The organism is Nitratidesulfovibrio oxamicus, assembly GCF_015731765.1.
In the GTDB taxonomy this organism is placed as follows: domain Bacteria; phylum Desulfobacterota; class Desulfovibrionia; order Desulfovibrionales; family Desulfovibrionaceae; genus Cupidesulfovibrio; species Cupidesulfovibrio oxamicus.
In genome coordinates this window covers 1-25695 of sequence record NZ_VRYY01000055.1, presented here as the reverse complement: position 1 = coordinate 25695, position 25695 = coordinate 1, and the positions used below count along the sequence as shown (strand labels likewise).

Annotated in this window: 21 protein-coding genes and 1 tRNA gene; 5 read left to right on the top strand and 17 right to left on the bottom strand. The window is 67.2% G+C overall.

Going from position 1 to position 25695, the window contains the following annotated elements:
* The 3 genes from FVW20_RS02720 to argF all read right to left on the bottom strand — a co-directional run.
* On the bottom strand, positions 1–562 hold a 562-nt coding region (locus tag FVW20_RS02720; RefSeq protein ID WP_269145802.1), incomplete at its 3' end, for a lyase family protein.
* A 114-nt stretch (positions 563–676) separates the two neighbouring features.
* Complete coding sequence (locus FVW20_RS02715; protein ID WP_196608188.1) at positions 677–1882, bottom strand: argininosuccinate synthase; 1206 nt, start codon at positions 1880–1882, stop codon at positions 677–679.
* A gap of 68 nt (positions 1883–1950) precedes the next feature.
* Positions 1951–2853, bottom strand: a complete 903-nt coding sequence (argF, locus tag FVW20_RS02710; RefSeq protein WP_196608187.1) for an ornithine carbamoyltransferase — start codon at positions 2851–2853, stop codon at positions 1951–1953.
* 249 nt (positions 2854–3102) lie between these two features.
* Between argF and FVW20_RS02705 the strand changes: the two genes are divergently transcribed.
* A complete protein-coding gene (locus tag FVW20_RS02705; RefSeq protein ID WP_231038804.1) occupies positions 3103–3954 on the top strand; it encodes a UPF0280 family protein in 852 nt (283 codons plus the stop codon).
* Between the two features lie 96 nt (positions 3955–4050).
* Here FVW20_RS02705 and FVW20_RS02700 read toward each other — a convergent pair whose 3' ends face one another.
* Positions 4051–5448, bottom strand: coding sequence for a MerR family transcriptional regulator (locus FVW20_RS02700; protein WP_196608186.1), 1398 nt, complete (start codon positions 5446–5448; stop codon positions 4051–4053).
* Between the two features lie 546 nt (positions 5449–5994).
* On the opposite strand from FVW20_RS02700, the gene FVW20_RS02695 reads away from it, so the two are divergent.
* Positions 5995–6070: transfer RNA gene (locus tag FVW20_RS02695), tRNA-Thr, on the top strand.
* 62 nt (positions 6071–6132) lie between these two features.
* Here the strand turns inward: FVW20_RS02695 and FVW20_RS02690 are convergent.
* The 12 genes from FVW20_RS02690 to FVW20_RS02635 all read right to left on the bottom strand — a co-directional run bounded on the left by FVW20_RS02690 (position 6133) and on the right by FVW20_RS02635 (position 21649).
* Positions 6133–7281 carry a GGDEF domain-containing protein gene (locus tag FVW20_RS02690; protein ID WP_196608185.1) on the bottom strand — a complete coding sequence of 383 codons (1149 nt, stop codon included), beginning with the start codon at positions 7279–7281 and terminating at the stop codon, positions 6133–6135.
* A gap of 86 nt (positions 7282–7367) precedes the next feature.
* A complete protein-coding gene (locus FVW20_RS02685; protein ID WP_196608184.1) occupies positions 7368–7961 on the bottom strand; it encodes a PqiC family protein in 594 nt (197 codons plus the stop codon).
* A 146-nt stretch (positions 7962–8107) separates the two neighbouring features.
* Positions 8108–9091: an MlaD family protein gene (locus FVW20_RS02680; RefSeq protein ID WP_196608183.1), complete on the bottom strand. Its 984-nt coding sequence runs from the start codon at positions 9089–9091 to the stop codon at positions 8108–8110.
* Positions 9091–9999, bottom strand: coding sequence for an ABC transporter ATP-binding protein (locus FVW20_RS02675; protein ID WP_196608182.1), 909 nt, complete (start codon positions 9997–9999; stop codon positions 9091–9093). The genes FVW20_RS02680 and FVW20_RS02675 overlap by 1 nt, the downstream gene beginning before the upstream one ends.
* Positions 9996–11141, bottom strand: coding sequence for an MlaE family ABC transporter permease (locus tag FVW20_RS02670; RefSeq protein WP_196608181.1), 1146 nt, complete (start codon positions 11139–11141; stop codon positions 9996–9998). Before FVW20_RS02670 ends, FVW20_RS02675 begins: the two co-directional genes overlap by 4 nt.
* A gap of 155 nt (positions 11142–11296) precedes the next feature.
* The gene (locus FVW20_RS02665; protein ID WP_196608180.1) at positions 11297–11977 is read right to left on the bottom strand and encodes a DUF3313 domain-containing protein; all 681 of its coding nucleotides are present in this window, start codon (positions 11975–11977) and stop codon (positions 11297–11299) included.
* A complete protein-coding gene (locus tag FVW20_RS02660; protein ID WP_196608179.1) occupies positions 11964–15125 on the bottom strand; it encodes an efflux RND transporter permease subunit in 3162 nt (1053 codons plus the stop codon). Before FVW20_RS02660 ends, FVW20_RS02665 begins: the two co-directional genes overlap by 14 nt.
* A 30-nt stretch (positions 15126–15155) precedes the next feature.
* Entirely contained in the window at positions 15156–16370 is a 1215-nt protein-coding gene (locus tag FVW20_RS02655) for an efflux RND transporter periplasmic adaptor subunit (RefSeq protein ID WP_196608178.1), read from the bottom strand.
* A 38-nt stretch (positions 16371–16408) separates the two neighbouring features.
* Entirely contained in the window at positions 16409–18028 is a 1620-nt protein-coding gene (locus tag FVW20_RS02650; protein ID WP_196608177.1) for an efflux transporter outer membrane subunit, read from the bottom strand.
* Between the two features lie 505 nt (positions 18029–18533).
* Complete coding sequence (locus FVW20_RS02645) at positions 18534–19271, bottom strand: sulfite exporter TauE/SafE family protein (protein WP_196608176.1); 738 nt, start codon at positions 19269–19271, stop codon at positions 18534–18536.
* Positions 19272–19351: 80 nt separating this feature from the next.
* Positions 19352–21088: a sensor domain-containing diguanylate cyclase gene (locus tag FVW20_RS02640; protein WP_196608175.1), complete on the bottom strand. Its 1737-nt coding sequence runs from the start codon at positions 21086–21088 to the stop codon at positions 19352–19354.
* Positions 21089–21373: 285 nt separating this feature from the next.
* A complete protein-coding gene (locus FVW20_RS02635; protein WP_196608174.1) occupies positions 21374–21649 on the bottom strand; it encodes a hypothetical protein in 276 nt (91 codons plus the stop codon).
* Positions 21650–21943: 294 nt separating this feature from the next.
* Here FVW20_RS02635 and FVW20_RS02630 point away from each other — a divergent pair, with 294 nt between their 5' ends.
* The 3 genes from FVW20_RS02630 to FVW20_RS02620 all read left to right on the top strand — a co-directional run bounded on the left by FVW20_RS02630 (position 21944) and on the right by FVW20_RS02620 (position 24348).
* Complete coding sequence (locus tag FVW20_RS02630; RefSeq protein WP_196608173.1) at positions 21944–22285, top strand: YkgJ family cysteine cluster protein; 342 nt, start codon at positions 21944–21946, stop codon at positions 22283–22285.
* 718 nt (positions 22286–23003) lie between these two features.
* Positions 23004–23591 (top strand): GNAT family N-acetyltransferase, encoded by a 588-nt coding sequence (locus FVW20_RS02625; protein WP_196608172.1) that lies wholly within the window; start codon positions 23004–23006, stop codon positions 23589–23591.
* 199 nt (positions 23592–23790) lie between these two features.
* Entirely contained in the window at positions 23791–24348 is a 558-nt protein-coding gene (locus tag FVW20_RS02620) for a FlxA-like family protein (RefSeq protein WP_196608171.1), read from the top strand.
* Between the two features lie 181 nt (positions 24349–24529).
* Here the strand turns inward: FVW20_RS02620 and FVW20_RS02615 are convergent.
* Positions 24530–25695 (bottom strand): thiamine pyrophosphate-dependent enzyme (locus FVW20_RS02615; protein WP_196608170.1); only part of this gene is annotated, 1166 nt, incomplete at its 5' end.

Sequence of the window (25695 nt, the reverse complement as noted above, 5' to 3'; positions counted from 1 at the left end):
AGTCGGCCAGGCGCTCGGCATCGCGGCGCAGCATCCACGCATAGGCCAACAGGTGGTGGCCAAGGCTTACCGGCTGGGCGGGCTGCATGTGGGTGCAGCCTGGCAGCAGCGTGTTCGCATGCTCGCCCGCGCGCTCTGCCAGCACGGCCACCAGGTCGCGCGCAAGGCCGCGCCAGGCGCGGATGCGGTCGGACACGAACAGGCGAAAGTCCAGCGCCACCTGGTCGTTGCGGCTGCGGCCCGTGTGCAGCTTCTTGCCCACATCGCCCACCAGTTCGGTGAGGCGGCTTTCGATGTTCATGTGCACGTCTTCCAACTCGCGCTGCCAGACAAAGATGCCGCCTTCAATCTCGGCCAGCACCATGTCCAGGCCTTCGACGATGCGCGCGGCCTCGTCCGCCGTCAGCACGCCCTGCTTCGCCAGCATGCGCGCGTGCGCCTTGGAACCCGCGATGTCCTGCGCGTACAGGGCGCGGTCGAACGACACGGACTGGGTGTATTCCTCGACCAGGGCGGCGGTGGCCTGACGGAACCGCCCCCCCCACATCTTCTTTTCGGCCATTGCTGGTCCCTGCCGTTGCGGCGGCTTGGTACGCGCAAGGCCCCCCATACGGGAGGCCCCACGGAACATGCTGAACGTATTGACCGGCGAAGGGGCGCCCCTTCGTTCGGCGTACTAGTCCTTCTTCACCCGCTGCGCGTAGCCACGCACGCGCAGGCCCTGCAGCTTGATGAAGCCCGCGGCATCGGCGTGATCGTAGGTGGCGCAGTCTTCGAAGGTGGCCAGGTCGTGGCAGTACAGGGTGTTGGGCGAAGTGCGGCCCACCGGGAAGGCATTGCCCTTGTACAGCTTGAGGCGCACGGTGCCGTTGACGGTTTCCTGCGTCTTGTCGATGAACGCCTGCATGGCCTCGCGTTCCGGCGCGAACCAGAAACCGTTGTACACGGCTTCGGAGTAGCGCGGAATCAGCTGGTCGCGCAGGTGCATGGATTCGCGGTCCATGCAGATGCCTTCCAGGTCGCGGTGGGCGATGTGCAGCACGGTGCCGCCGGGGGTTTCGTAAACCCCGCGCGACTTGATGCCCACGAAGCGGTTTTCCACCATGTCCAGGCGGCCGATGCCGTGCCTGCCCCCGATGGTGTTCAGGGTGCGGATGATGGTGGCCGGGCTCATGGCTTCGCCGTTGACGGCAACCGCATCGCCCTTCTTGAATTCTATGGTGATGTATTCCGGCGTGTCCGGGGCCTGTTCAACGGGCACGGCCATGACGTGGCTGTTGGGACCGGGTTCGCACCACGGGTCTTCCAGTTCGCCGCCCTCGAAGCTGCAATGCAGCATGTTGCGGTCCATGCTGTACTGCTTGGACGAGGTGGACAGCGGAATGCCGTGCTTTTCCGCAAAGGCGGTCAGGTCGGTGCGCGAGCGCAGATCCCAGATGCGCCACGGGGCGATGACATCCAGATCCGGGGCCAGGGCGTTGACGGCAAGTTCGAAGCGCACCTGGTCGTTGCCCTTGCCGGTGGCGCCGTGGGCCACGGCCTGCGCGCCTTCGGCGCGGGCGATGTCCACCAGGCGCTTGGCGATGAGCGGACGGGCGATGGAGGTGCCCAGCAGGTAGCGCCCCTCGTACACCGCGCCGGAGCGCATCATGGGAAAGATGAAGTCGCGCGCGAATTCCTCGCGCAGGTCTTCCACGTAGGCGCGGCTGGCGCCGGTGCGCAGGGCCTTGGCGTCCACGCCGTCCAGGTCCTCTTCCTGCCCCAGGTCGGCGGTAAGGGTCACCACCTCGCAGCCGTAGGTGACGGCGATCCACTTCAGGATCACCGACGTATCCAGCCCGCCGGAATAGGCGAGCACGACCTTCTTGATAGCCTTGGCCATGTCGTTTCAGCCCCGTTGTACGCTATGTTGTGCGGTATGCGTCGCGCGGCGCGTGCCGTGGCGCGGTGTTATTCCGAGAACGCCCACTCCAGAATGGCCTTCTGGATGTGCAGGCGGTTTTCTGCCTGGTCGAAGATGATGGAGGCCGGGCCCTCCATGACCTCGTCGGTCACTTCCTCGCCCCGGTGGGCGGGCAGGCAGTGCATGAACTTGGCGTCGGGCGCGGCAAGGGCCATCATTTCGGTGTCGATGCAATAGCCCTTGAAGGCGGCCTCGCGCTTCTTCTGCTCTTCTTCCTGCCCCATGGAGGCCCACACGTCGGTGTTCACGTAGTGCGCGCCCTCCACCGCCATGCGCGGATCGTGGGTCAGGAATATCTTGGCCCCGGCGTTCATGGCGTAGCCCAGCAGGTCGCGGTCGGGTTCGTAGCCTTCGGGGAAGGCCATGAACAGCTCGAACGGAAAGTACACGGCTGCCTCGATCCACGAATTGGCCATGTTGTTGCCGTCGCCCACCCAGGCCACGCGCACCGTGGACAGGTCGGGAGTGCGTTCGTACATGGTCAGCACGTCGCCCATGACCTGACAGGGGTGCCCTTCGTCGGTCAGGGCGTTGATGACCGGGATGGAGCCGTATTCGGCCAGTTCGGTGATCTTGGACTGCCCGAAGGTGCGCACCACCATGCAGTCGGCATAGCGCGAAAGCACGCGGGCGGTGTCGCGCAGGGGTTCGGAGCGGCCCAGTTGGCTTTCCGCCGGGGTCATGAAGATGGTGGAGCCGCCAAGGTGGCGCACCGCCATCTCGAACGACACGCGCGTGCGGGTAGACGCCTTTTCGAAGATGAGGATGGCGGTCTTGCCTTCCATGATCTTGCCCCGGTGGGCAGTGTCCTTCATTTCCTTGGCGCGTTGCAGCAGCTTCCAGGCGCCCTCGTAGCCGAGATCCCTGATTCGCGTGAAATGTCTGGGCATGGCTCCATCCTTGTGTTGCGGCACTGCGAGACGTGATGCGGAAAAGGGTTTCCTAGCCTCAAAGCCCGCCGCTTGTAAAGAATGCGGCCCGGCGCGGGGCGGAAGGGAAAGATGGTGGCGGGGGTGGGGCCTGCAGGACGGCGGGAAGCCTGCACGGGTGATGGCAAGAACGGCAGCATGACAGCAAGGACGCAAGCCGCAGGGCCAGCGGGAATTGACGCCCGCCCGCCCCTGTGATGAAACCGCCCCATGAGCACCAGACCCGACGACACCGGCAAGCGCCCGGCACCCGTTACCCCGGATGCCCCCACCGTGCATACCGACCACGTACGCGGCTATCGCAAGCGCACCGCCCGCCACCCGGACGAGGTGGTCTTTCAGGTGGTGGTGGAGGAAACCGACCTGTGGGTGACCGTACGGGCGAGCCAACCCGACCAGCCCGACCTGCCCGACCTGCCCGACCTGCCCGACCTGCCCGACCTGCCGGACAGGATCGCCGCCTACGTCACCGAGTTGCGCGGCCAGATCAAGGCGTGGATGCTGCTTGCGCCAGACTTTCGCACCAGCCTCGTGCCCGTGCCCACGCCCGCCAGTGCGCCGGAAGTGGTCCGGCGCATGGCGCACGGGGCCGACATCGCCGGGGTTGGCCCCTTTGCCGCCGTGGCGGGCACCGTGGCCCAGATGGTGGCGGAACGCTTTGCCCCGGTGTCGCCGGACATCATCGTTGAGAACGGCGGGGACATCTACATCTGCTCGCAACGTGACCGGGTGGTGGGCCTGCTGCCCGACCCGGCCAGCGGCGAGATGATCGGCGTGGTGGTGAAGGCGGCGGACTGCCCGGTCTCGCTGTGTTCGTCGTCGGCCACCATTGGCCATTCGCTGAGCCTTGGCGTTGGCGACATCGCGGCGGTGCGGGCGCGCGACGCCAGCCTGGCCGACGCGGCTGCCACCCTGTTCGGCAACATGCTGCTGGGACCGGACGATGTGACCCGCGTGACCGAACGCGCCGCCGCCATGGCACACCTGGGCATAGAGGGCGTGTACGCCCAGTGCGGCGGCCGCGTGGGCATTTGGGGGAATATGGAGCTTGCCGTGGCATGATCTGCGGCACGCGAGGCCCGTGAGAACCATGGACTCGGGGACGCAAGGGGCCGGGCGCAGGGGCGCAGGGCGGGAAACGGTGCGCGCCGCAGCCCGCTATCGGGATTCGTAGCTTTCCTTGATATTCCTGAACAATTCCAAAAGAAAGCGATCCGGCACAGTGTCGCCGTTGATGGCAAGGCGCGAAAGCCGGGTAACGTGGTTGCCGCTGGGCGTGGTGACCGGCTGCAAGGTCAGCTCGTGGGTACGGCTGCCGCCCTGCCTGCCGCTGGCGGGTTCGTCCGTGGTCAGGCGCAGCACCCAGGCTGAATTGGAACGAGTCCAACCCATGGTGACGCGATGCCGCCGGGCGGCGTGACGGTCCACCAGCGTCAGCAGTTCACGCAGGGTGAACGCCTTGTCGCGCCCCGACACCCCCAGATATTCGCCGTTGCGCCGGATGACCAGCGGCCTGTCGAACAGGGTTGCGGGCGGCGTGGCAGCCGAATCCTTGCCGGACGCGGCCCGCGCGCGGCCCGATTCCGTCTGCGAGGCGGAAGCGCCGGAGGCCGAAGGGCCGTCGTTCCGCGCGTCGGCACCGGATGGGTCCTGCCCGGATGTGGCTTGACCGGGGGCGTCTTGACCAGTGGCATCTTGGCCGAAATCGTTCCGGGTGGCCCCGGTTGCATCGGCGTGCACGCCATCTTCGGCCGGACCTTCTGCCCCGCCTACGCCGCACCGGTCCTCTTTGGCACCGTCTGCATCGCCTCCCGCAGGTCCGGCCCCCGCAGGCCCCGACACCACCGCATAATAATCGTCCACCAGCCGGGTGACGGCTTCGGTGCGTTCGCGGCGCAACAAGTCCAGAGCTTCGTCCAGCCGGGCCGCCCGCTCGTCAAAGGCGACCAGCAGCGCGTCGCGGTCGGCGCGCAGTTCCTCCATCTGGCGACGCAGGCTGGAAAGTTCCGCCAGCATGTGCCCCTGCACCTGAAGCATCGTGGCCATGCGGTCGAGCATGCCGGGCAGCCCTTCCACGGCGGGTTCCGCAGGGGCAGGAGCCGCCGGGTGCGAAACATCATCCGGCGAGTGGTCGCGCACAAGGCTTTGGTCCGACATGACGTCGGGTGCGCGGAACCTGTCCCGCAGGTGCGGTTCCGCCCCGGTGCCGGATGCGCGTGCGGCTGCCTTGGCCCCCGCCTGTCCGCCCGAGTGCCCCCCATGAAGGCCGGACCGGCCCGATTCCCCCTGCTGGCCATGCTGCCTCACGGGGGCATGCAACGCGGTCACCAGTTCTTCCAACCTCTCCTCAATCTGCTCTGCCGCCACGTTGCGCGTGTACATGCTCCTGATCTCCCTGAAGATGTCCAGCACATGCACGGGATAGCGCAGCCGCCTGCCCCGCCCTTCTCCGGCGGGCAGAAAGCGCGCGAACCTGTCCTTGTAGTAGGCGATACTGGAGGGGGGCACATCGAGGCGGCGGGCGATTTCGCGGAGGGTCAGCAATTCGCGGATCATGAGGACGCGCTCCAGTTCTTGTTGTTGCACAGTTGCGCGACCGGGAGCATTTTGTCAAGAAATCCGCATAAAAATATTGTCTAGAAAATTGTCCAGCAACCTTCGGACATTGGCACACCCCCTCGCTATCTGATGCCGCAATGCCGTGCACGACACCGAAAGGCAAAGTACCACAGCGGGAGGGTCAGTGCCGTGCGTTGCGCTAATCCTGACAGCCTGGCAAGCAAGGCAGAAGGCTGGGTGCCCGTCAGGCGAGATGGCGGCGGCAGAATGATGCCCCCGGACAGGGGCGCCATGCCTCGCCGCCAGATTTGGGACATGCGGGAGGACGTGGCCGGGTTGCCCACCGACAACGAACACCTGCCATCGGCGGCAAGCCGCCCTCGTGCGTGCGATTCCCTGCCCGCCCGCCACATGGCACCCGCCCCCCCACAACCCCCTTGACTTCCCTTGCCAACTTCCATAACTAGCACATCTCGCTTCTGCGGAGGCAACCGCCGCAAGCACGCGTGCAGACCGGCCCGATGGCACGGACTGTGCGTAACTGCCGGAGTAACTCAGTTGGTAGAGTAGCTGATTCGTAATCAGCAAGTCGTGAGTTCAAGTCTCATCTCCGGCTCCAGAACAAAAGCAAGGGGTTAGGCATCAGCCTAACCCCTCTTTTCGTGCACTGCGACTTCGCCGTCAGGTTCCATGCCGCCGGTAGGCATTGCGACCACCGCGCTTGGCTTCGTACAGGGCCGCGTCCGCCTCGCCCAGCAGGGCGTCCAGGTCCTGCGGTCCGGCGGGCACGCGGCAGCTTCCGCCCACGCTCACGGTGAACACCACCGCCCTGCCCGCTTCCGCCGCCTGTTGTCCGGCCTGCTCCAGCCCCTGCCGGATGCGCTCGCCCACAAGGTCGGTCACCCCTTCGTCCGCGCCGGGCAGCAACGCCGCAAACTCCTCGCCACCGTAGCGGCAGGTGGCGTCATAGCCACGCACCAGCGTGGGCAGCACCTCGCCGATGCAGCGCAGCACCGCATCCCCCACGGAGTGGCCGTGGGTGTCGTTGACCCGCTTGAAGTGGTCCACGTCGAAAATCAGCACACCCAACGGAGTACCCTTGCGCGCCGCAAGGGCCAGAGACGGTTCCGCGGCGGACAGGAAATGGCGGCGGTTGTGCAGTCCGGTCAGGGCGTCGGTGGTGGCCAAACGGTGGATGTGCGCCTCGTACCGTTCGCGCAGCACCACCACGAACCACACGCACCCGATGAACGCCAGTGCCTGCAACAGCAGCAGCCCCACCATTTCCATGTGCGGCACGGCGGGAAGGTCCGTCCCTTGATGCCTGGCCAGCAGGTAGCCTCCCCTGGTCAGCGCGAACACCGCCACCAGCAGGTACGCGCCGCCGGCCACCCGGTAGAGGCGTTGCGACTTCACGTCGCGCGCGGCCAGCAGCAGTGCCCCGCACGGCAGGAACAACATTGCCGCCGCCAGTGTCTGGACGAAGACCCGCACCTCGAAAGGGCGCCCGGCCACGGCCACCGCCAGCAATGCGTGCAGCCCCACCAGACCGCCCAGCCAGGGCAGCACCCGCTCCGGTCTACCGGTGCGCACCCGCAGTATGGCCAGCGCCTCCATGCCCAACCCCACCAGCAGCAGGTAGCGGAACGGCGACAACACCGCCGAAGCCGTGTCGGCAAGGCCAAAGCCCAGCCAGCCCGCGGCCTGCATGCCCTTGCCCCATGCCAGCAGCCGCAGGTCGTGCCGGTCGCCATCCAGATGGCCGTGCACCAGCAGCAGCCCCACGGTAACGGCGCAAAGCACGCAAAGAGCCATGGACAGGGAGGCCATGGGTCATCCCCCTTGTGGTTGGCGCCTTACCCGCCCCTTGGGGCAGGTGCGCGGGGCAAGGCGGCGCGGTTACAGTCCGGAACGCATCAGGGCCTGGGCAGCACCTCGTGCAAGGCAGCCGCCACAGTATCGGCCAGGGCCGCCGCCAGCACGCCTTGCGCGGTGACCATTGCGGCATGATCGCCACCGGCGGGCCGCCGCTCGACCACCCGCCCCCGGCGCAACGTGGCTCCGGAGCGGTCCAGCAGCGCCCACCAGGCGTCCAGCACCACCGCTCCGCCCAGGCTGCCGTCCAGCCGGTTCACGTCCACGGCCACCCGGATGTCGGCATCTTCGGCACTGGCGCCGGGAAACACCAGGACGTGGCCTCCCCCCAGTGCGCGAGAAATATCTTCCGCCAGCACGCGGGGCAGGCTTTCGGCCAGCGGCTCGGCCCAGCGGTCGAACTCCGCCAGGGCCAGACGCACCCCGTCACCTTCGCGGGTGACGATCTGCGGGCGGTCCAGATACGAAGGCACGCTGACAGGCCCCACAGCCACCTTGGCCTGGGGCGCACCGGGCACGCTGCGCATGTCCCCCGGCGCGGGGGGCGAAAGCAGATAGAAGCGCGTGGCGGCGCTGCTGCCCGCACAGCCTGACAACAACAGGCATGCCAGCAGCAGGGCGGCCACGCCAGGCATGATGCGTGCGCCTAATGGAAAACATGCGCCAGATGAAAAACGTGCGCCCGATGGGATACGTGCACAGGCCGTGGCGGACACGTCTGACGAACCGGAACGGAAAACAGGATGCATTACGCAGCGTGGGCGATGCTCGGCAGCGTTCATCAGCGGTAGTCTCCTTTGCCTCGCAGCAAGGCCTCGGGGTGGCGTTCCAGATACTCGGCCAGTGCCCGCAGGGACCGGGCGGCGGCCCCCATTTCGCGCAGGGCCTGCTGCACTTCGGTCATGGTGCGCGAATCGTCGCGGATGGTGGAGTGGGCGGCGGCCAGCGCCGCCTCGGCCCGCGTGGATGCGGCGGCCAGCGACTTCAGCGTCTGGGTGGTCTGGGCCAGGGCGTCCGGCAACTGGCGGTCCAGCTTGTCGGCCAGCGCACCATAGCGTTGCGCGGCCCCGGCCAGTGACTGGCCAACGGGGCCCACCTGCCCGTTCACCGAGGCCACCAACTGCCGCACATCCTTCAGCGTGTCGTTGAGATTGGCGGCGGTGTCGGCCACCACGGGCGAGTTGATCATCTTGTTCAGCCCGGCCACCGCCTCGTTCAGTTGCGCCATGATGTTATCTATGGGCAGGTTCTGGAGGGTGCGGGTCAACTCCTCCATGGGCGATGGCAACGTGGGGATTTCACGCAGGGCTCCATCGCCGCGCAGCACCAGCGGGCTGCCCGGCTCGAAATCCAGTTCGATCATCAACTGCCCGGTGACGAAGCTCTGCAACGTCAGCCGCGCCCGCAAGCCCTTTTCCACCAGCAGGTCCAGCATCTTGCCATCCGCCTGCCGCTGGGCCGCGGTGCCGTCCTTCATGTTCAGGACGCGCTCCGGCTCGAACTCGATGAATACAGGAATGAAGAATTCCAGTGTATTGGGGTCGTGCAGCAGCCGGATTTCCGTCACACTGCCTATGGGCACGCCGCGAAAGACCACGGGTGCGCCGATGTTCAGCCCCCGCACCGACCCCTTGAAGTAGAGCACCAGTTGGGGCCGGTCCTTCATGAATCTGCCGGAGCCGAACAGCAGCACCGCCGCCGCCAGCAGCGCCAGCGCCCCCATCACGAACGCGCCGAGCATGGCCTTGTTGGCTTCGCGCGCCATTACCGTTCCTCCTTGCCACAGGATGATGCATCCGGCCCTGGTCCGGCTTCGTCCGCGCAATGCGTTTCGCCCTGCGGTGCCGCCTCGCGCGGTTCGGGCCTGCGCGCTGCGCCCATGGACGATTCGCCCCGGGTCAGGAAGCGCACGGCCTTGGGGTCGCGCGCCTCGCGCAGGATGTCGTTGGGGTTGCCGCTGGCGGTCATGGTGCGCGTTTCCACGTCCAGGAACACCGAATTGGTGCCGATGGCGAAAATGGACGCCAACTCGTGCGTGACCACCACGATGGTGGTGCCCAGACTTTCGCGCAGTTCCAGGATCAGGTCGTCCAGCAGGCGTGCGCTCACCGGGTCCAACCCTGCCGACGGCTCGTCGAAGAAGACGATCTCCGGGTCCAGCGCAAGCGCCCGGGCCAGCCCGGCCCGCTTGCGCATGCCTCCGCTGATCTCCGAAGGGTAGAACCGCTCGAAGCCCGCCAGCCCCACCAGGGCCAGCTTGAAGGACACGATGTCGGCGATCTCGGCCCGGGTGAGCCTGGTGTACTGCTCCAGCGGCAGGGCCACGTTCTCGGCCAGAGTCATGGAACTCCACAGCGCGCCGCTCTGGTACAGGATGCCCGCGCGGCGCATCACCGCATCGCGCACTGCCGACGTACCGCCCCAGAAGTCGGTTCCGCCGTAATGCACGGCGCCGGAGGCGGGCTGCTTCAGCCCCACCAGCACCTTGAGCAGGGTGGACTTGCCGCAGCCGCTGCCGCCCATGATGATGAAGATGTCGCCACGCCGGATGTCGAAATTCAACCCGCGCATGAGCACGAACGTGCCGTACGACACGGTCAGGTCGCGCACCCGGATGTGCGGCGCGGGGGGGGGGATGGCGGAAGATGGCGCGGTCTGACCCGTATGGCTCATATGCCCAGCACCTCGCAGGCCACGGTGATGAACGCGGTGCACACGATGATGGACACGATGCCGCTGACTACCGCCGCCGTGGTGGCTGCGCCCACCGCCGCGGCGCTGCGTCCGCAGCGCATGCCGTGGTAGCAGCCGCATAGCGCCACCACCACGCCGAATACCGCCCCGTGGGTGATGCCGATCCACACGTTGGCCATGGTCATGGCCTCGCGCGTGGCGTTCAGGTATTCCATGGGGCTCAGGTCCAACATGAACACCCCCACGATGAACCCGCCCGCCATGCCCATGAGGTCCGCGTAGACGGTCAGCAGCGGCAACATCACCACCAGGGCCAGCAGGCGCGGCAGCACCAGCTGTTCCACCGGGCGCAGGCCCATGGTGGCCAGTGCGTCCACCTCTTCGTTGACCTGCATGGTGCCCAGGATGGCCGCATAGGAGGCCCCTGTGCGCCCGGCCATGGTGATGCCGGTCATGATGGCCCCCATCACCCGCACCATGGCAATGGCCACCAGGCTGGCCACGTAGATCTGCGCACCGAACACCCGCAGTTGCACCGCGCCCACGAAGGCCAGGATGAGTCCCACCAGCAGGCTGATCAGCGAGACGATGGGCAGCGCGGAGGAACCGCTTTCGGACATGAACTGCAACAGGTCGCGCCGCCGCATGTCCGCCTTGCCGCTCGCCAGCCGGTACAGGGCAAAGGCCACCTCCCCGATGAAGTCCAGGGTGGACCCCACCGGCTTGGGCAGGGCCAGCACCGCTTCACCGATGCGCTCCAGCAGGCCTGGCCGCGCATCGCCACGGGCGGCCCCGGCGCGCTCCGGTACGGCAAAGGACAGGTCCACCAGCCGGGTCAGCCCGGCGGGCAGGCCGCTGGTATCCACGGAAAGGTTGCGTTCGCGGCAGGCGCGGACAACCCCGGCCACGAAAATGGCCAGAGTGCTGTCCCAGTCACCCAACCCCTCCGCCGCCAGGATCACGCACGCAACGCCCGGCTCGCGCAGCCGCGCCATGGCCGTTTTCCGCGCCGCGTCGTCCGGCGGGGCAGCCAGGCTCCATGCCCCCCCCACGGCCAGGCGCAGGCAGACGGCGCCCTGCGTTCCGGAACTGGTGATGGCGAGTGTGGCGGGCTGTGGCATGCGATGTCCGGTATGCGTTGGGGCAGGCTGACTGTTGGAGCGCGGGGTCTGCCTGGTGCGCAGTCTAAGTGCGGGCGGCCCTGCCTGCCGCTCGCTCGGTCGTCCGGCCCGTTCCATCCCGGCCCGTCGGGTCCCTGTCCGCTGCCCTTGCGGACCTACGGACGCAGGTTGCCCGTCTTGAATTCCGCCAGCCGCTTGCCCACCACCCCTGCCCAGTATGTGCAGGCGTCCTTGGCATCCTGCATGGATCCGCGCAGGGGGGCCTTGGTGCCGCTGCGGCGGTCCACCGCCGCGGCCAGTTGCGCGCTGGTCGCGCCATCGAGCATTTCCATTTCCACGGCGGCCTCGCCCGTGCCGATGTGTTCGCCGCCCACGGCGCGGGCGGCGCCGGACACCGCGATGCCGATGGGCACAACGGATGTCAGCGTGCCGCTTACAGGCTCGCCGGGCACCAGGCCGGTCAGGGCGGTGCGCAAAACCAGCACGCGCGGGCCGGGTTCGGCCACCACGCGGTAGCTCTTGCCCACCTCGCGCACCAGGGCGTCGCCAAAAAAGGTCAGCAGTTCGTCCAGTTCCTTGCCATCCACGCCCTTGAAGGGCGCGTCGGGCTTGATCCAGGCCTTGGGCCGGTCGATGACCACGGCGTCGTAGTCCCTGGCGCTGATGCCGGACTTGATCCAGACCAGCCCGGCCTGATCATCGCGCCCCTTCTTCAATTTTCCGTAATCCTTGAGAAAACCCGAAGGCTTTGCCTCCATCTTGTGCGCTGCGCAGCCGGTGACGGCAAGCAGCAGGACCAGGGCGATGCACGACGTGATGCGGCTAATGCTGGTCATGGCTACCTCTCGCGGGCGTTTCGGGTTGCGCCTTGGCGGGTTGCGGCGTGCCACGTTCGCTCAGGCGTTGGATGACGGTGAAGAAGACCGGCACAAACATGACGGCAAGGAAGGTGGAGGCCAGCATGCCCCCGAACACCGCCGTGCCCAGGGCCCGCTGGCTGGCCGAACCTGCGCCCGAGGCGGTGAGCAGCGGCACAACGCCCAGGATGAACGCGAACGAGGTCATCAGGATGGGCCGCAGCCGGGCGCGGGCGCCTTCCACGGCGGCCTCGGGGATGGACAAGCCCTTGTGCATGCGCAATTCCCGCGCAAACTCCACGATGAGGATGGCGTTCTTGCTGGCCAGCGCGATGAGCAGCACGATGCCGATCTGGGTGTAGACGTTGTTGTCCATGCCGCGCGCGGACACGGCGATGCAGGTGCCCAAAAGGGCCAGCGGCACCACAAGGATGATGGCCGCCGGGGCCGACCAGCTTTCGTACTGGGCGGCCAGCACCAGGAACACCAGCAGCACCGCAAGGCCGAACACCGCGAAGGCCTCGTTGCCGGTGGCCTTTTCCTGGTAGGCCATGGTGGTCCACTCGAACCCCATGGTCGACGGCAGGGTGCGCCGGGCCATGTCCTCCATCAGGGCCAGCGCCTGGCCGGAGCTGAAGCCCGGCGCGGCAGAGCCGATCAGCGAGGCGGCGGGGTACAGGTTGTAGCGGGTCACCACGTCGGGGCCCACCACGTCGCGCACGCCGGTCATGGCCCCCAGGGGCACCATGCGGCCATCCGCGTTGCGCACCTCCAGTTGGCCGATGTCCCCGGCCTCCAGCCGATAACGGCTGTCGGCCTGCACGCGCACCTGGTACGCCTTGCCGAACTTGTTGAAGTCGTTGACGTACGATGAACCAAGATAGGCCTGCATGGTGCTGAACACGTCGCTCAGCTGCACCCCGTGGTCCTTGACCCTGGTGCGGTCCACGTCCACGTACAGTTGCGGAGTGCGGGCGGTGTAGGTGGTGGCCACCCCGGAAAGGCCCGACTGCCCCCGGCCCGCCCCCATCATCTGGTAGGCGGCGTTTTCCAGCGCCTGCGCCCCGGTGGCGGCACGGTCCTGCACCATCATCTCGAAGCCGCCCGCGTTGCCCAGCCCCTGGATGGGCGGCGGCGTGACCACCATCACCATGCCTTCCTGGATGGTCCCGGTCTTGCGGCGCAGGTCTGCCACCAGTTTGTCCTGCGTCAGGTCGCCCCGTTCGGCCCAGTCCTTGTACATGACGAAGACCGTGGCCGAGTTGGGGGTATTGGCGTTGTTCAGGATGGACATGCCGCCGAAGGTGATCCAGTTGGCCACGCCCGGTGTTTCGGCAAGGATGGCATCAAGCTTTGTCGTCACCTCGCGGGTGCGTGACTGCGACGACGCGCCCGGCAGTTGCACCGCCACCAGCGCGTAGCCCTGGTCCTCGTCGGGCAGAAAGCCCGTGGGCAGTGTGGAAAAGAACCAGAAGGTGGCCGAGATCAACCCCACGAAAACCAGCATGGTGGTCCAGGCGTGGTGTACCATGGTGGTCAGCAGCGCCACGAAAAACCGCTCCACCGCGTCGTACACCTTGTTGAAACCACGGTAGAAGGCGTTGCGCCCCGGCACGATGGGCTTCAGGAACAGGGCGCACTGGGCGGGGGTCATGGTGGCGGCCAGCAGCGCGCTGACCAGCGCCGTGGAGGCGATGACCAATGCGAACTGGCGGTACAGTTGCCCGGTGATGCCCGACATGAACGAGGCGGGCAGGAACACGCACGACAGCACCAGGGTGATGCCGATGATGGGGCCGAACAGCTGCACCATGGCCTTCACGGTGGCGTCGCGCGCCGAATCGCCGTGCTCCATGTGGTGCGCCGCCCCTTCCACCACGATGATGGCGTCGTCCACCACGATGCCGATGGCCAGGATGATGCCGAACAGGGTCACCAGGTTCACCGAGAAGCCCAGGGCCATCATGGCCATGAACCCGCCCAGAATGGTGATGGGCACCACGGTGGCGGGCACCAGCGTGGCCCGCCAGTCCTGCAGGAAGATCAGGATCACCGCCAGCACCAGCACGGCTGCCTCGAACAGGGTGTGGTACACCTGCTCGATGGCCGCCTCGACAAAACGGGTGGTGTCGTAGGGAATGTCCCAGGCCACGCCGGGCGGAAAGTCCTTGCCGATGCGCTGCATGGTGCCGGTGACCTTCTGCGCCACGTCCAGCGCGTTGGCCCCCGGCAACTGGTAGATGATCACCAGCGAGGCGGGCTTGCCGTTCTTCTGGGCGTAGAGGTCGTAGGTCTGGCCGCCCAGTTCCACCCGGGCCACGTCCCGCACCCGGACGGTGCGCCCGGTGGGGCCGCCCGTGGCGGTGCGGATGATGATGTCCTCGAATTCCGAAACCTCGGAAAGCCGCCCCTGCGTCTGCACGGTGAACTGGAAGTTCTGGGTGTCCGGCGCGGGCTGCGCACCGATCTGCCCGGCGGCCACCTGCACGTTCTGCTCGCTGATGGCGTTGGCAACATCCTTGGTGGTCAGGCCCAGGCTTTTCAGGCGCGGGGCGTCCAGCCACACGCGCATGGAATAGCTGGCCGCCCCGAACACCATGGCCTCGCCCACGCCGGGAATCCGCGCCAGTTCATCACGCACGCGCAGCGAAGCGAAGTTGCTCAGGAACAGGTCGTCGTAGCTGCCGTCGGGCGAGGTCAGGGTGACCACCTGCAGGATGGCGGTGGATTTCTTCTTCACCGTCACGCCCTGTCGCTTCACCTCGTCGGGCAGTCGGGCCATGGCCACGTTGACGCGGTTCTGGACCAGCACCGTGGCCATGTCGATGTCGGTGCCCAGCGCGAAGGTGATGGTGAGGCTGTACGTGCCGTCGTTGGCGCTCTTGGACGACATGTACAGCATGTCCTCGACGCCGTTGACCTCCTGCTCGATGGGCGCGCCCACCACGTCGGCCAGCACCAGCGAGTTGGAGCCGGGGTAGATGGCCTTCACCTCCACCGTGGGGGGGGTGATGTCCGGGTACTGCGAAATGGGCAGCATGATCAGCGACACGACGCCGATGAGAATCAGCACGATGCCGATGACGTTCGAGAGGATGGGGCGGTCGATGAAGAACTTGGCGAACATGGCGGCCTCGCAGGTGGGAATGTGGTGCCGCTAGCCGGCGGGTTTGGCGGCGGCCTTGCCGTCACCCTTGCCGCCTTGGTCCGCGCCGGGGGCCGCCGCGTCTGCCGCCACCGGATCCACCGGACTGCCGGGGCGTGCGCGCTGCATGCCGTTGACCACCACGCGGTCCCCGGCATCCAGCCCCTTTTCCACCACCCTGTAGCCTTCGTGCAGCGCCCCCAGCTTCACCGGGCGCTGCTCGGCCACATTCTGCGCGTTGACGATCATGACGTACGAACCGGACTGGTCCTGCCCCAGGGCGCGTTCCGGCACCAGCAGCGCCGCGTCGCGCCTGCCCATGGCCACCCGGATGCGCGCGTACAGGCCGGGCACCAGCCGCCCGCCGCTGTTGGAAAAGATGCCCCGCAGCAGCAGCGTGCCTGTGGATGGGTCCACCGTGGGGTCGGCGTATTCCAGCCTGCCCGCGTGGGCAAAGGCTTCCTCGTCGGCCAGGGCCAGTTCCAGGGGCAGTTCCGGAGGCGTGCCGTTCTTGCCGTTTTTGGGCTTGTCGCCCATCAGCCGCAGCAGGTCGCGTTCGTTGATGTTGAAGTACACGTGCACCTGGTCGCGGCGCACGATGGTGGCAAGCTTGGTCACCGCGCCGGGGCCCACCACGTTGCCGGGGTCCACCAGGCGGCGGGTCATCTGGCCGTCGAAGGGGGCGGCGATTCGCGTGTAGCCAAGGTCGATGCGGGCCGTCTCTATCTGGGCGTTGGCCCGGCTGATGCCCGCCTTGGAGCTGTCGCGCTGCTGCTGCCAGCGCACCACGTCCGCCTCGGACCCGGCCTTCTCGGACAGCAGCTTGCGGCTGCGGGCCAGTTCCGTCTCGGCCCGGTCCAGGGAGGCGCGCTGCACTTCCAACTCCGCCTCGGCCCGTTGCAGGGCCGCCTGGAACGGTTCCGGCTCGATGAGGAACAGCGGGTCGCCCTTGCGGACCAAGGCCCCGTCGCGGAACTGCGCGCTGCGCAATACACCGGTGACCCGCGCGGTGATGTCCACCGATTCCACCGGGGTGATGGTGCCGGTGAACTCCATGTAATCGACCACCGGCCCCACCCTGGGCGATGCCACCGTCACCTTGGGCGGCGGAGGCGGCACGAAGGCGTTGCGCGAATCGCACCCGGCAAGGACTGGAAGGGCCAGGGCGGAAAGCAGGACCAGAAACGCCGGGCGGAGAACCTGGAAAACGATGGAGTGGCGCGTCATCGGAATCTCCATGCGAACGGGGTGTGTTCCGGGGGCTTCTAGATGTCGGGGGAGCGCACGTCGCCACCGGTCGGCACGACGCCGTGCTCGTCGGGCAGCGCGCCCCAGTCGGTACGCGCGCGCATCTCGCGCAGGGTTTCGAGCGGGATGGGCCCGCCCTCGGGCAGGGTGCGCCAGCCGCCGCCCAGGGCCTTGAACACGGCCACCAGGCTCTGGCTGATCTCGCCGCTGGCCTGGGCCAGCGCATCCTGTCGCGTGGAAAGGTCGCGCGCGGCGGTGAGCACCGTGGTGAAGTCGGTGGAGCCTTCCTGGTACTGGACCATGGCCAGTTCCAGCGACCGGGCGGCGTCGGCGGCGCTTTCGGCCAGCAGGGCCGCCCTGCCCTGGGCGTTGAGATAGCGGTCGACGCCGTCCTCCGTTTCGCGCAGGGCGCCCAGCACCGTTTCACGATAGGCCGTCAGGGCCTGCTGGAACCGGGCGTCCTGCGCCCGCACGTTGTTCACGATACGTCCGTAGTTGAACAACGGCAGGGTCAGGCCAGGGCCGCCGTAGGCCGTGAACCCGTGCGAAAAGGTGTCGCCCGTGCTGAAGGCGCCCACGTTGCTGGCGGAGAAACCCACGAAGCCGCCCAGTGAAATGGCCGGGTAGAAGTCGGCCTTGGCCACACCCAGACGGGCGCACTGCCCGGCGGCGGCGTATTCGGCCTTGCGCACGTCGGGGCGGCGGCGCAGCAGGTCTGCGGGAATGCCCAGCGCCACGACGGGCGAGGCCGTGGGAATGGGGGCCGTGCCGAGCATGGCGGCGATGTCCTGCGGCGGCTTGCCCAGCAGCACGCACAGGGCGTTGCGGGCCTCGCGCAGGGAATGGGCCAGGCTGGGAATGCTGGCTTCCGTATCGCGCAGCAGCGAAAGGGCCTGGCGCATGTCGCGCTCGCTGGTGGCCCCGTAGTTGAAGCGCGCCGTGGCGATGCGCAGGCTTTCGCGCTGGATGGCCACGTTGTTCTCGGCAATGGCCAACTGCTGTTGCAGGGTGCGGTACAGCACGTACGACTGCGCCACATCCGCCGTCACCGCCACCATGGCGGCCTCGTAGTCGGCCGCCGCGGCGCGCAGGTCGGCGTCGGCGGCTTCCACGCCGCGCCGGTATTTGCCCCAGAAGTCCAGTTCCCACGCGGCGTCCAGGCCAACGCTGGTCTGCACATAGTCGGGGTTGCCCCTGCCCGTGCCGGGCTGGGGGGCTGTGGGTGCGCGGTCGCTGGGGTGGGTCCAGGTCAGGCCACCGGTGGCCTGCTGGCGTTGCGGGTACAGGTTGCCCACGGCAACGCCAAGGCGGGCGCGGGCTTCCAGCACCCGCAGGGCCGCCGTCTGCAACGAAAGATTGCCTCCGCGCGCCTCGGCCAGCAGGCCATTCAGGGTGGCGTCGTCAAAGGTGCGCCACCATTCCTCGCTCACCTCGCGGGTGGCGGCGGCGCCGAGTGCGGCGGCATCCTGCCACCCGGCGGGCATGGCGGGGTCCGGGGCGCTGAAATCCGGACCCACCTTGGCGCATGCGGAAAGCGAGGACAACAGGAGCAGCAGCAGGAGCGGCAAACATCGGAAAGCAGCGGTCACGGCAGGGACATCTGTCCCCTGGTCGAGAGAGCGGGCGGGCAACGGCATGGGCTCTCCTCTTTTCCACGAAAAGATAGAACAAGGATGATTCTGCCGACAATATCCACACGCCGCGCCTACGGGCAATTAGATTGTGGCAACGCTCAGCGACACGAAAAAAAGATGTCGCACGCCGGGCATGCCAGGCGGGAACACGCCTCACCGGGCGGCGCTGCAACATGCCAGCGCGCACATCATGCCGAACAAGACACATGTCACATTCATGATTGTGGATATCACCCCCATGCAGCCACATGAGCTGCGCACAGACTCACAAGTACAAGGAATGATGCGTACTGAACGCTTCGCATGCACAGGGGAAGGGGCGATGGACAGCGGGAGGGGATACCGCGGTGCGGCAATGCGGAGAGATGGCGAAACGCCGTGCAGAACAGCACGGCTTGCGGAAGACAAAGACCTGAAATGATATATGAAATCAAACGAAAAGCGCATGACCAGCCTGCGTGTGGACAACCACCAGAAAGCAGACCGCGAGGAATCAGGCCGCGCGCAGTCAGGCCCCCATGCCCTGCCGGATGAGGTTGGCGCCCATGAGCAGCAGCATCACGTACAGCGCGCCGTGCATGTTGCCGTCGGGCAGGCGGCGGGACAGGGAAATGCCCGCCCAGCCCCCCAGCATCACCGCCGGCAGCGACGCGGCGAACTGCAGCACCGTCTCTGCCGACTGCACCCCCGCCAGCGTCTGTGCGACCACGATGATGGCGCCGCTGACGATGAAGAACACTCCCAGCGCGGCCTTAGTTTGTTGCAGGGTGCCCCCCCGGAACGACAGGTAGATGGCCAGCGACGGCCCGTTGATGCCGTAGGCCGTCCCCAGGCTGGTGGAAAAGAACCCTGCCACGGCTCCCCAGACGCCATGCAGCGACCGGTGACCGGGCTTCGCACACAACAGCCCCCACAGGGCGTACGCCACGAGCAGCCCGCCAAGGCCAAGGCGCAACCCGGCGTCGGGGATGTGGCGCAACAGCAGCACACCAGCCATGGCACCCGGCAGGCCGCCCAGGATCAAGGGCCACACGCCGATGCCGCGATCCAGATGGTGGCGGTAATTCCAGGCCATCTGCACGTTGACGGCCAACACGATGAGCGCGGAAGCCGGCACCGCCACGGCCATGTCGTTGCCCAGCGCCACCACGGGCAGGGCCACCAGAGCCCCGCCGAATCCGACGGCGTTGTTGACGAAACCGCCGAGCCACCAGCCCAGCATGGCGATGAGAAGTCCTTCGGTCATGTGTTTCCACAGGGGGGCACACCGGCAGAAAGGCCGTGCGCAGTTTGAGGGATGCGGGGCAGATGTCAGTCCGGCCCAGCCTACTCGCAGGTGGACATGTCCAGCAGATGGTAGCTGTTCTTGCCCGCCTGCTTGGCCACGTACATGGCCTTGTCGGCCTCTTCCAACAGGTCGCGCAAGGGGGCGGGCGCACCGGGCAGCGCCGATCCTGCGGTACGGCCCCTGTCGCCCGCATGGTCAGCTGACCCGTCGCTCCCGGCGCCAGTCCCGTCGCCCGCATCTTCCGGACGCACGGCAACCTGCCCGGCATCCATTCCATCGTCCGGCACGTCTGCGGGGGCGTCCTCCTCCGGCAGTTCAGGATATCCGCCCGCCTTGCCCAGCGCGATACCCACGCTGCACCCCACGCCAAACCCTATCTGCGCCACTCCGGATACCACGCGTGCGGCCACGCTGCGGGCCACCTCGCAGGCCGTGTCGGCCTGCAAGGCCAGGCACAGCACGAATTCGTCCCCGCCCAGGCGCCCCACCACATCCGACGAACGTACCGCACCCTCCAGCACCCGGGCCGTGCGGCGCAGCACCGCATCCCCCTCGGCGTGCCCGTAATTGTCGTTAACCTGCTTGAATCCATCAAGATCAATGAACATGACGGCCAGTCGCAAAGATGGATCGTGGCGGCTGGTTTCCAGCAGACGCCGGGCATGCCGCAGAAACAGCGCCCGTCCCTCCAGGCCGGTCAAACTGTCGCGCATGGCCATTTCCTCGCGCTCGCGGGCGGCAGCCAGTTCATCACCCACCTGGCGCAATTCGCGCACCATGGTGGGGCGGGTCGGTTCGTCGTCCGCCTCCGGCAGAAGGCATGAGCGGGCAGCCAGTTCTACCTCTGCGACGAAGCGGCGCGACAGCAGCCACGCCCCGGCAAACCCCATGACGATGCACGCCCCGCCGATACCCGCCAGGCGCAGCAGATAGCCGCGCATGGCGGCCTGCAACGTGGCCACGGGCACCTGCACCACCGCATGCCAGCCCCACGTTCCCACCGGCGCCACGGCGAAACGCACGGGTACGCCTTCGCGGTTCTCTGCTTCCATCACTTCGGAAGAATGGAAAACATCGCGCAGGCGTGAACTGACGGACTTGCCTACGGTCGACTCCGGCAGCAGTGTCCGGGCCAGGATGGTGCCTTGCCCGTCCACCAGAGTGGCGGCCCACCCTTCCGGCAGGCGTTCTCCCTCCAGCAGGCGGGCGTACGCCCCCACCCCGATATACATGCGCAACACGTACCAGCGCCCCCGGCCCACCTGCATCGGCGCGCCCAGCGCCGTGACGGGCTGGTGCGAAATGGAGCCCCGGAAGAGATCGGACACCCTGGGCCGGTCCTCGTCCAGGGCACGCCGGACCGATGCAAGGTCGCCCGTGGGGGGCAGCACGGTGCCCAGCGACTCCCACGTGCTGAAAACCTGGCTGCCGTCCCGGTCCACCAGCGCCAGCGACTGCACCTCGCGGTGCGCGCTGCCCACCCCTTTGGCCTGGCGGTACAGTTGGCCCACATCCACTATTTCCGTATCGTGCGAGGCCGCCAGTGCATGCAGCATGGCCGTCTTGGCCGACAGTTCCGCATCCACGGCCTGGGCTACGGCCAGCACCTGCCGTCGCAGTTCCGTGTCGGTCTTCTCCTGCTGCGCCCGCATGTGCCCGACCATGGCGAACACGGAAAAGACGCTGGTAGGCAGACTGGCGACCAGCGCAAGCAGCAGCAGCCAGCCGCGCACCCCCATGGTGGGTGTGTTACGATGACGTTCCGGCCTTGCCATGCCCCCTCCCTCGCCAACCATGCCTGCCAACGCGCGCGACCGAACAGGTATGCACCCGACCGATATGGCCGGGCCGGTGTGCGCCCGTCCGACACGCCTGTCCACCCCGAACAGCCGGGCGCGCCAACCGCACGCGTATCACCGCCCCCAACAATAACCGCACCAGCAGGGGACAGGCAATCGCCATGACCGCCGCCGACACACGCAAAACGCCCCGGTGACCACAGCCGTCGGGGCGTTGCAACAACAATGGCATGCCGCACGGGAGCCACGCGGCCACGTTTTCTAATCAGCCAGGTCGGCCTCTTCGTCCTCTTCCTCGTCGAAGGGAAAGGCGTCTTCTATCTCGGCCACGTACATCTCCGGGTCAAAGTCGTGCTGCTCCCACGCCTCGTACAGATGTTCGGGAACATTGCGATGGATGCGCGTCACCTCGCGTTCGTCGTCGAGGGTCATCTCGATGACCAGCGTCCCCGTCCCTTCCGTCATGCCGTCGGTCTGGATGAAGTCAACGTCATGGATTTCAAGGCCGTCGGGATCTGTCTGCGAGTTCTGTGACATGAAAGGCATACCTCCGGGCAATGCGTTGCGACTGGTTGGCGGCGGCACGGGCTGCGCGCCGCATATGGCGGCACGGTGCGGATGCGGTCCGCCATGCGTCGTTGCCGCCGACTGTCCTGCCGATACACCCGGCGCACCCTGCTGGCAACACGCCATGCCCGTGTTTTTTGCGCAAAAACGCCCGCGCGGCATCTTTGGGGGGGTACCCTGCCGTTACAGGCATTCTCATGGCGTGCGGCCTGCATCCGCGGTAAACTGGGCCACCCCGGAAACCCCAACCCGCCGGAGGCCCCCATGCCCACCTGCGTACGCTGCGGAAAGTGCTGTGCCCGGTTGCACCTGCTGAGCGTGGAGGCCGACGACGTGGCCCGCTGGCGACGGGAAGGGCGGGAGGACATCCTGCGCCGGGTGGGCGAAACTCGCGGCCCCGGCGGTACGGTCCACGAGGTCTGGTTGTCGCCCCGTGCCGACGGGGGAGGCAGCGGCGGCGGCGATGACGGCCATTGCCCGTGGCTGCGCCACACCCCGGACGGCCACTGCACCTGCACCATCCACGAGACCAAGCCCGCCCTCTGCCGCGACTACCCCGCAGGGTGCGCGCAAGCCCGACACATCGGCTGCATGGCCCTGCCCTGAACGATCGCCCGGATGCGCGCACCCGACGCGCTCCTTCCGGCAGTGGCATCAGCCCTGCCATGCCCTCCCCCCGACGCGTCGCTCGCCATTGCCCGAGCGGCCTCGCGGTGCCCCGTCCCGCCCTGTTTTGCTGTCACGCCCTGCCTTGCCCGCCCCGCCGTCTCGCGGCGCAACGCGCTGCATACTGCTCCTGATATCCCTTGCAGTATTTCAAGACTGCAGTGTGCATTGCGTGTACTTTTAAACATTGCTTTTTTACAACATTTCATATCAAGACATACATGGATACAACATCGATCTTCGCACAAATCACGGCTGTCATGTTTTTTCGAAAACAGACTTGACTTCAACGAAAAACCATGTAATCCTGAAGGCGATTTTTTACCAACCATACACACAGTTTCAAGAAGCAGATACCTCCAGCAAGACCATGCAGCAGCAGAACATCACCAGAAAATGCACCCTCATCGCCGCCAATGCGCCGCAGCCCCTGTGCGCGGCACATGGGCGCGGTTCGTGTTCCTGGCCCTTCCGCTCCACCGCCGCTTCGCGCGGCCTCTTCCTCCGTGCCGTCCGCGAGGCGCACGGGGGGTAGTCCTGCTTACCTCGGCCATTCCGGCCTCGGACGTCCCCCCTTTCTCCGCAACGGAAAGGGGGGACTTTTGCGTCGTCCGCCCTCCTCCCATGCCATCCTGACCAATCCCGAAAGGAACATCCCATGTCCCATCTGTCGCACACGCCGCCACAGGCCGCACCCGACCTGATCCGCAATGCCTACATCCGCCGCCCCGTGCCTCCTCCCATGATTCCGGTGATGCCGGTGATGCCGGACGCGCCCGACACCCCCCAGTTCCCCATCTCGTCGCGGCAGCCATGCTCCGACACCAGGCCGTGCCCCACCCCGGCGGCAACGGAACTGCCACCGGCCACCCTGGCCGCGCGCCAGTGCTACCTGCGCCACACAACGCCCTTGCCGAACAGCCGGTCCGGCTTCCGGCAACTGGGGCCGGTACGCATGCTGGTGTGCTTCTGGCAGGACCGCATGTCGCTGCTGCAAATCCATTCCGACGCCCGCCGCGCCGGGCACGGTTCGCAGGCCATGGCCCTGCTGGTGGCCATTGCCGAACGCCACGGGCTGCACATCGTGGCCAATGCCCTGCCCCTGGCCCACGGCAACGGCTGCCTGGACCAAAGCACGCTGACCGAGTGGTACCTGGGCTTCGGCTTTCAGCGCATTCCGGACAGTTCCATGAATGCCATCATCTATACCCCCGCACGCCTTCCCCCAGCCGCAGACACGGCCTGAACCATCTCGCACCCGCCACCCCGCACGCCGAAGCAGAGGGAAACGTTTTCCCGTTACACGCCTTTTGCATGCCTGTGCCCACGCAGAAAAGGGCGGCAGCTCCTGCCGGGGGCCAAGCGCGTCCCGCCCCACCCCGTGACAGCCGAAACAGCAGCAGACGCGGGGCGGACAGTCGCCAACCATGTATGGAGGGTGCGTTATGAGCGATTGGACAATGGAATTGATGCAGGGCTACGGGGTGTCGTCCACTGACTACATCTCCGGCATCTCCAACACCCGGCGCACCACGCAAAGTGTTGCCGCCACGCAGTCCGGCGACCGGGTGTCCATATCCGAGGAAGCCATGCGCCTTGCCCGCGAGATGCTGGCCGCACGCCAGCAGGCCGAGGCGGACGCCGCGCAGCAGGCGGGCACCCTGACCGAAGCGGGCACGGCGGACGGAGACACCGCAGATGCCGATGCATCAGCCTCCTCCTCTGCCGCAGCCGCTGGTGGCAGTGCGGGCGGCGATTCCACGGCCAAGCAGATCGAGGAACTGCAAAAGAAGATCGAACAGTTGCAGCAGCAGATAGCGCAGGTGGAACAGGGGTCCACGCCCGACGGGGTGAAGGAAGCGGTCACCCGCCCGCTGTACCAGCAGATCAACGAGTTGCAGCAGCAGATCAACGAATTGCAGGCCCAGGCCGCCAAGCAGGCCTCCGGCGGGGGCGGCGGCAGCGCCGTGTCGTTCGCGTCTCTCGGCAAGTCGGCCAAGTAGCACAGGCCGGGCAGATCAAGGGGGACACCATATCCCCCGCTCCAACCAGCTCCCGACTGTTCACCATCTGTTCCGCAACGCATGCGGGGCGCGGCCCCTCGGACCGCGCCCCGTTTCGCTTGCGCTTTTTGCCGGGCACTGCCCGGCCTTGTCACATGAAGAAATCCGAAGGCACGCCTGGCTACTTCACGCCGGAAACCCGCTTCACCCCGGCCACGAAGTTGGCCAGCGTGTCGGAGATGGCGCCCTTTTCCAGCCGCACGTCGATGAGTTGGAAGCGCCCGCGCTCCGTGGTGGCCGAGGCAAACGCAGCCGCCAGTTCGCGCCGGGTGGTCACGCGGTGGCCGCGCCCGCCCAGCGCATCGGCAAAGGCGGCGAAGTCCAGCGTGTTTATGGCGCTGTACGAGGTCTCCGGCTGAAACACCCGCAGCATCTCCCACGAGGCGTTGTTGAACACCACGACCACCGGGTCGATGCCAAGGCGCGCGCAGTTGCCAAGTTCCATGCCGGTCATCTGGAAGGCCCCGTCGCCCACCAGGGTCAGCGAACGCTGGCCGGTGGTCTTCTGCAAGCCCATGCCCGCGGGCACGCCGAAGCCCATGCTGGCGTAGTACCCCGGCCCCACCATGGGCACGGGGCGCACCGACAGCGCGGTGAACAGGCAGTCGCCGATGTCGCAGGCCAGCGGCCACGGCAAGGGGCGCCCGCCAAAGGGCCACGGGAACGGATCCGGCTCGGCGCTGGCGGTGGCAACGGGGCCGCGCCCCGCCGCCACCCCGTCATAGAAATCGTTCAGCAGCACGGCGATGTCGTCGGGCGTCACCGGGGCGTCGTCCGCCACGAAACCGCGCCGATACACCACGTTGCGGCCCAGCGCCCCCCCATCGCCGTCCGGATCTGCCGGAGCGGCACAGGCCTGCCCGCCTTCAGGAAGGGCCGCCAGCAGCGCATCCACCAGACTCTCCAGCGGAATGTCGTGATAGGTGTGGAAGCCCATGCGCACCTCGCGGTCCTCGGCGTGCATCAGGCGGCGGCGGTCGATGTGACTGGACGACACCCCGAAGTTGGTGTCGGACATGATCACCCCCAACAGCAACAGACCGTCGGAGCCTTCCACTGCCCGAGTGATGGCGGCATCGCCCGCCACGCCCATGTAGGTGCCCTGCAGGCAGGCCTTGCCCGCCAGCAGCCCGCGCCCCATGAAGCTGGTGACCACGGGCACGCCCAGCCTGTCGGCCAGTTCCGCCACACGGTCCTCAAGGCCGTAGCGGCGCACCTCCACCCCCACCATCAGCACCGGACGGCTGGCGGCGCGCAGCCGGGCCAGCACTTCCGCCGCGCAGGCGG

Bases quoted from the DNA above. Each gene is read 5' to 3' on its own strand.
- FVW20_RS02670 (WP_196608181.1), bottom strand. From the start codon at position 11,141: ATGCCACAGCCCGCCACACTCGCCATCACCAGTTCCGGAACGCAGGGC.
- FVW20_RS02620 (WP_196608171.1), top strand. From the start codon at position 23,791: ATGAGCGATTGGACAATGGAATTGATGCAGGGCTACGGGGTGTCGTCC.
- FVW20_RS02645 (WP_196608176.1), bottom strand. From the start codon at position 19,271: ATGACCGAAGGACTTCTCATCGCCATGCTGGGCTGGTGGCTCGGCGGT.
- FVW20_RS02630 (WP_196608173.1), top strand. From the start codon at position 21,944: ATGCCCACCTGCGTACGCTGCGGAAAGTGCTGTGCCCGGTTGCACCTG.
- argF (WP_196608187.1), bottom strand. From the start codon at position 2,853: ATGCCCAGACATTTCACGCGAATCAGGGATCTCGGCTACGAGGGCGCC.
- FVW20_RS02660 (WP_196608179.1), bottom strand. From the start codon at position 15,125: ATGTTCGCCAAGTTCTTCATCGACCGCCCCATCCTCTCGAACGTCATC.
- FVW20_RS02640 (WP_196608175.1), bottom strand. From the start codon at position 21,088: ATGGCAAGGCCGGAACGTCATCGTAACACACCCACCATGGGGGTGCGC.
- FVW20_RS02685 (WP_196608184.1), bottom strand. From the start codon at position 7,961: ATGCCTGGCGTGGCCGCCCTGCTGCTGGCATGCCTGTTGTTGTCAGGC.
- FVW20_RS02700 (WP_196608186.1), bottom strand. From the start codon at position 5,448: ATGATCCGCGAATTGCTGACCCTCCGCGAAATCGCCCGCCGCCTCGAT.
- FVW20_RS02635 (WP_196608174.1), bottom strand. From the start codon at position 21,649: ATGTCACAGAACTCGCAGACAGATCCCGACGGCCTTGAAATCCATGAC.
- FVW20_RS02675 (WP_196608182.1), bottom strand. From the start codon at position 9,999: ATGAGCCATACGGGTCAGACCGCGCCATCTTCCGCCATCCCCCCCCCC.
- FVW20_RS02655 (WP_196608178.1), bottom strand. From the start codon at position 16,370: ATGACGCGCCACTCCATCGTTTTCCAGGTTCTCCGCCCGGCGTTTCTG.
- FVW20_RS02665 (WP_196608180.1), bottom strand. From the start codon at position 11,977: ATGACCAGCATTAGCCGCATCACGTCGTGCATCGCCCTGGTCCTGCTG.
- FVW20_RS02715 (WP_196608188.1), bottom strand. From the start codon at position 1,882: ATGGCCAAGGCTATCAAGAAGGTCGTGCTCGCCTATTCCGGCGGGCTG.
- FVW20_RS02680 (WP_196608183.1), bottom strand. From the start codon at position 9,091: ATGGCGCGCGAAGCCAACAAGGCCATGCTCGGCGCGTTCGTGATGGGG.
- FVW20_RS02625 (WP_196608172.1), top strand. From the start codon at position 23,004: ATGTCCCATCTGTCGCACACGCCGCCACAGGCCGCACCCGACCTGATC.
- FVW20_RS02650 (WP_196608177.1), bottom strand. From the start codon at position 18,028: ATGCCGTTGCCCGCCCGCTCTCTCGACCAGGGGACAGATGTCCCTGCC.
- FVW20_RS02705 (WP_231038804.1), top strand. From the start codon at position 3,103: ATGAGCACCAGACCCGACGACACCGGCAAGCGCCCGGCACCCGTTACC.
- FVW20_RS02690 (WP_196608185.1), bottom strand. From the start codon at position 7,281: ATGGCCTCCCTGTCCATGGCTCTTTGCGTGCTTTGCGCCGTTACCGTG.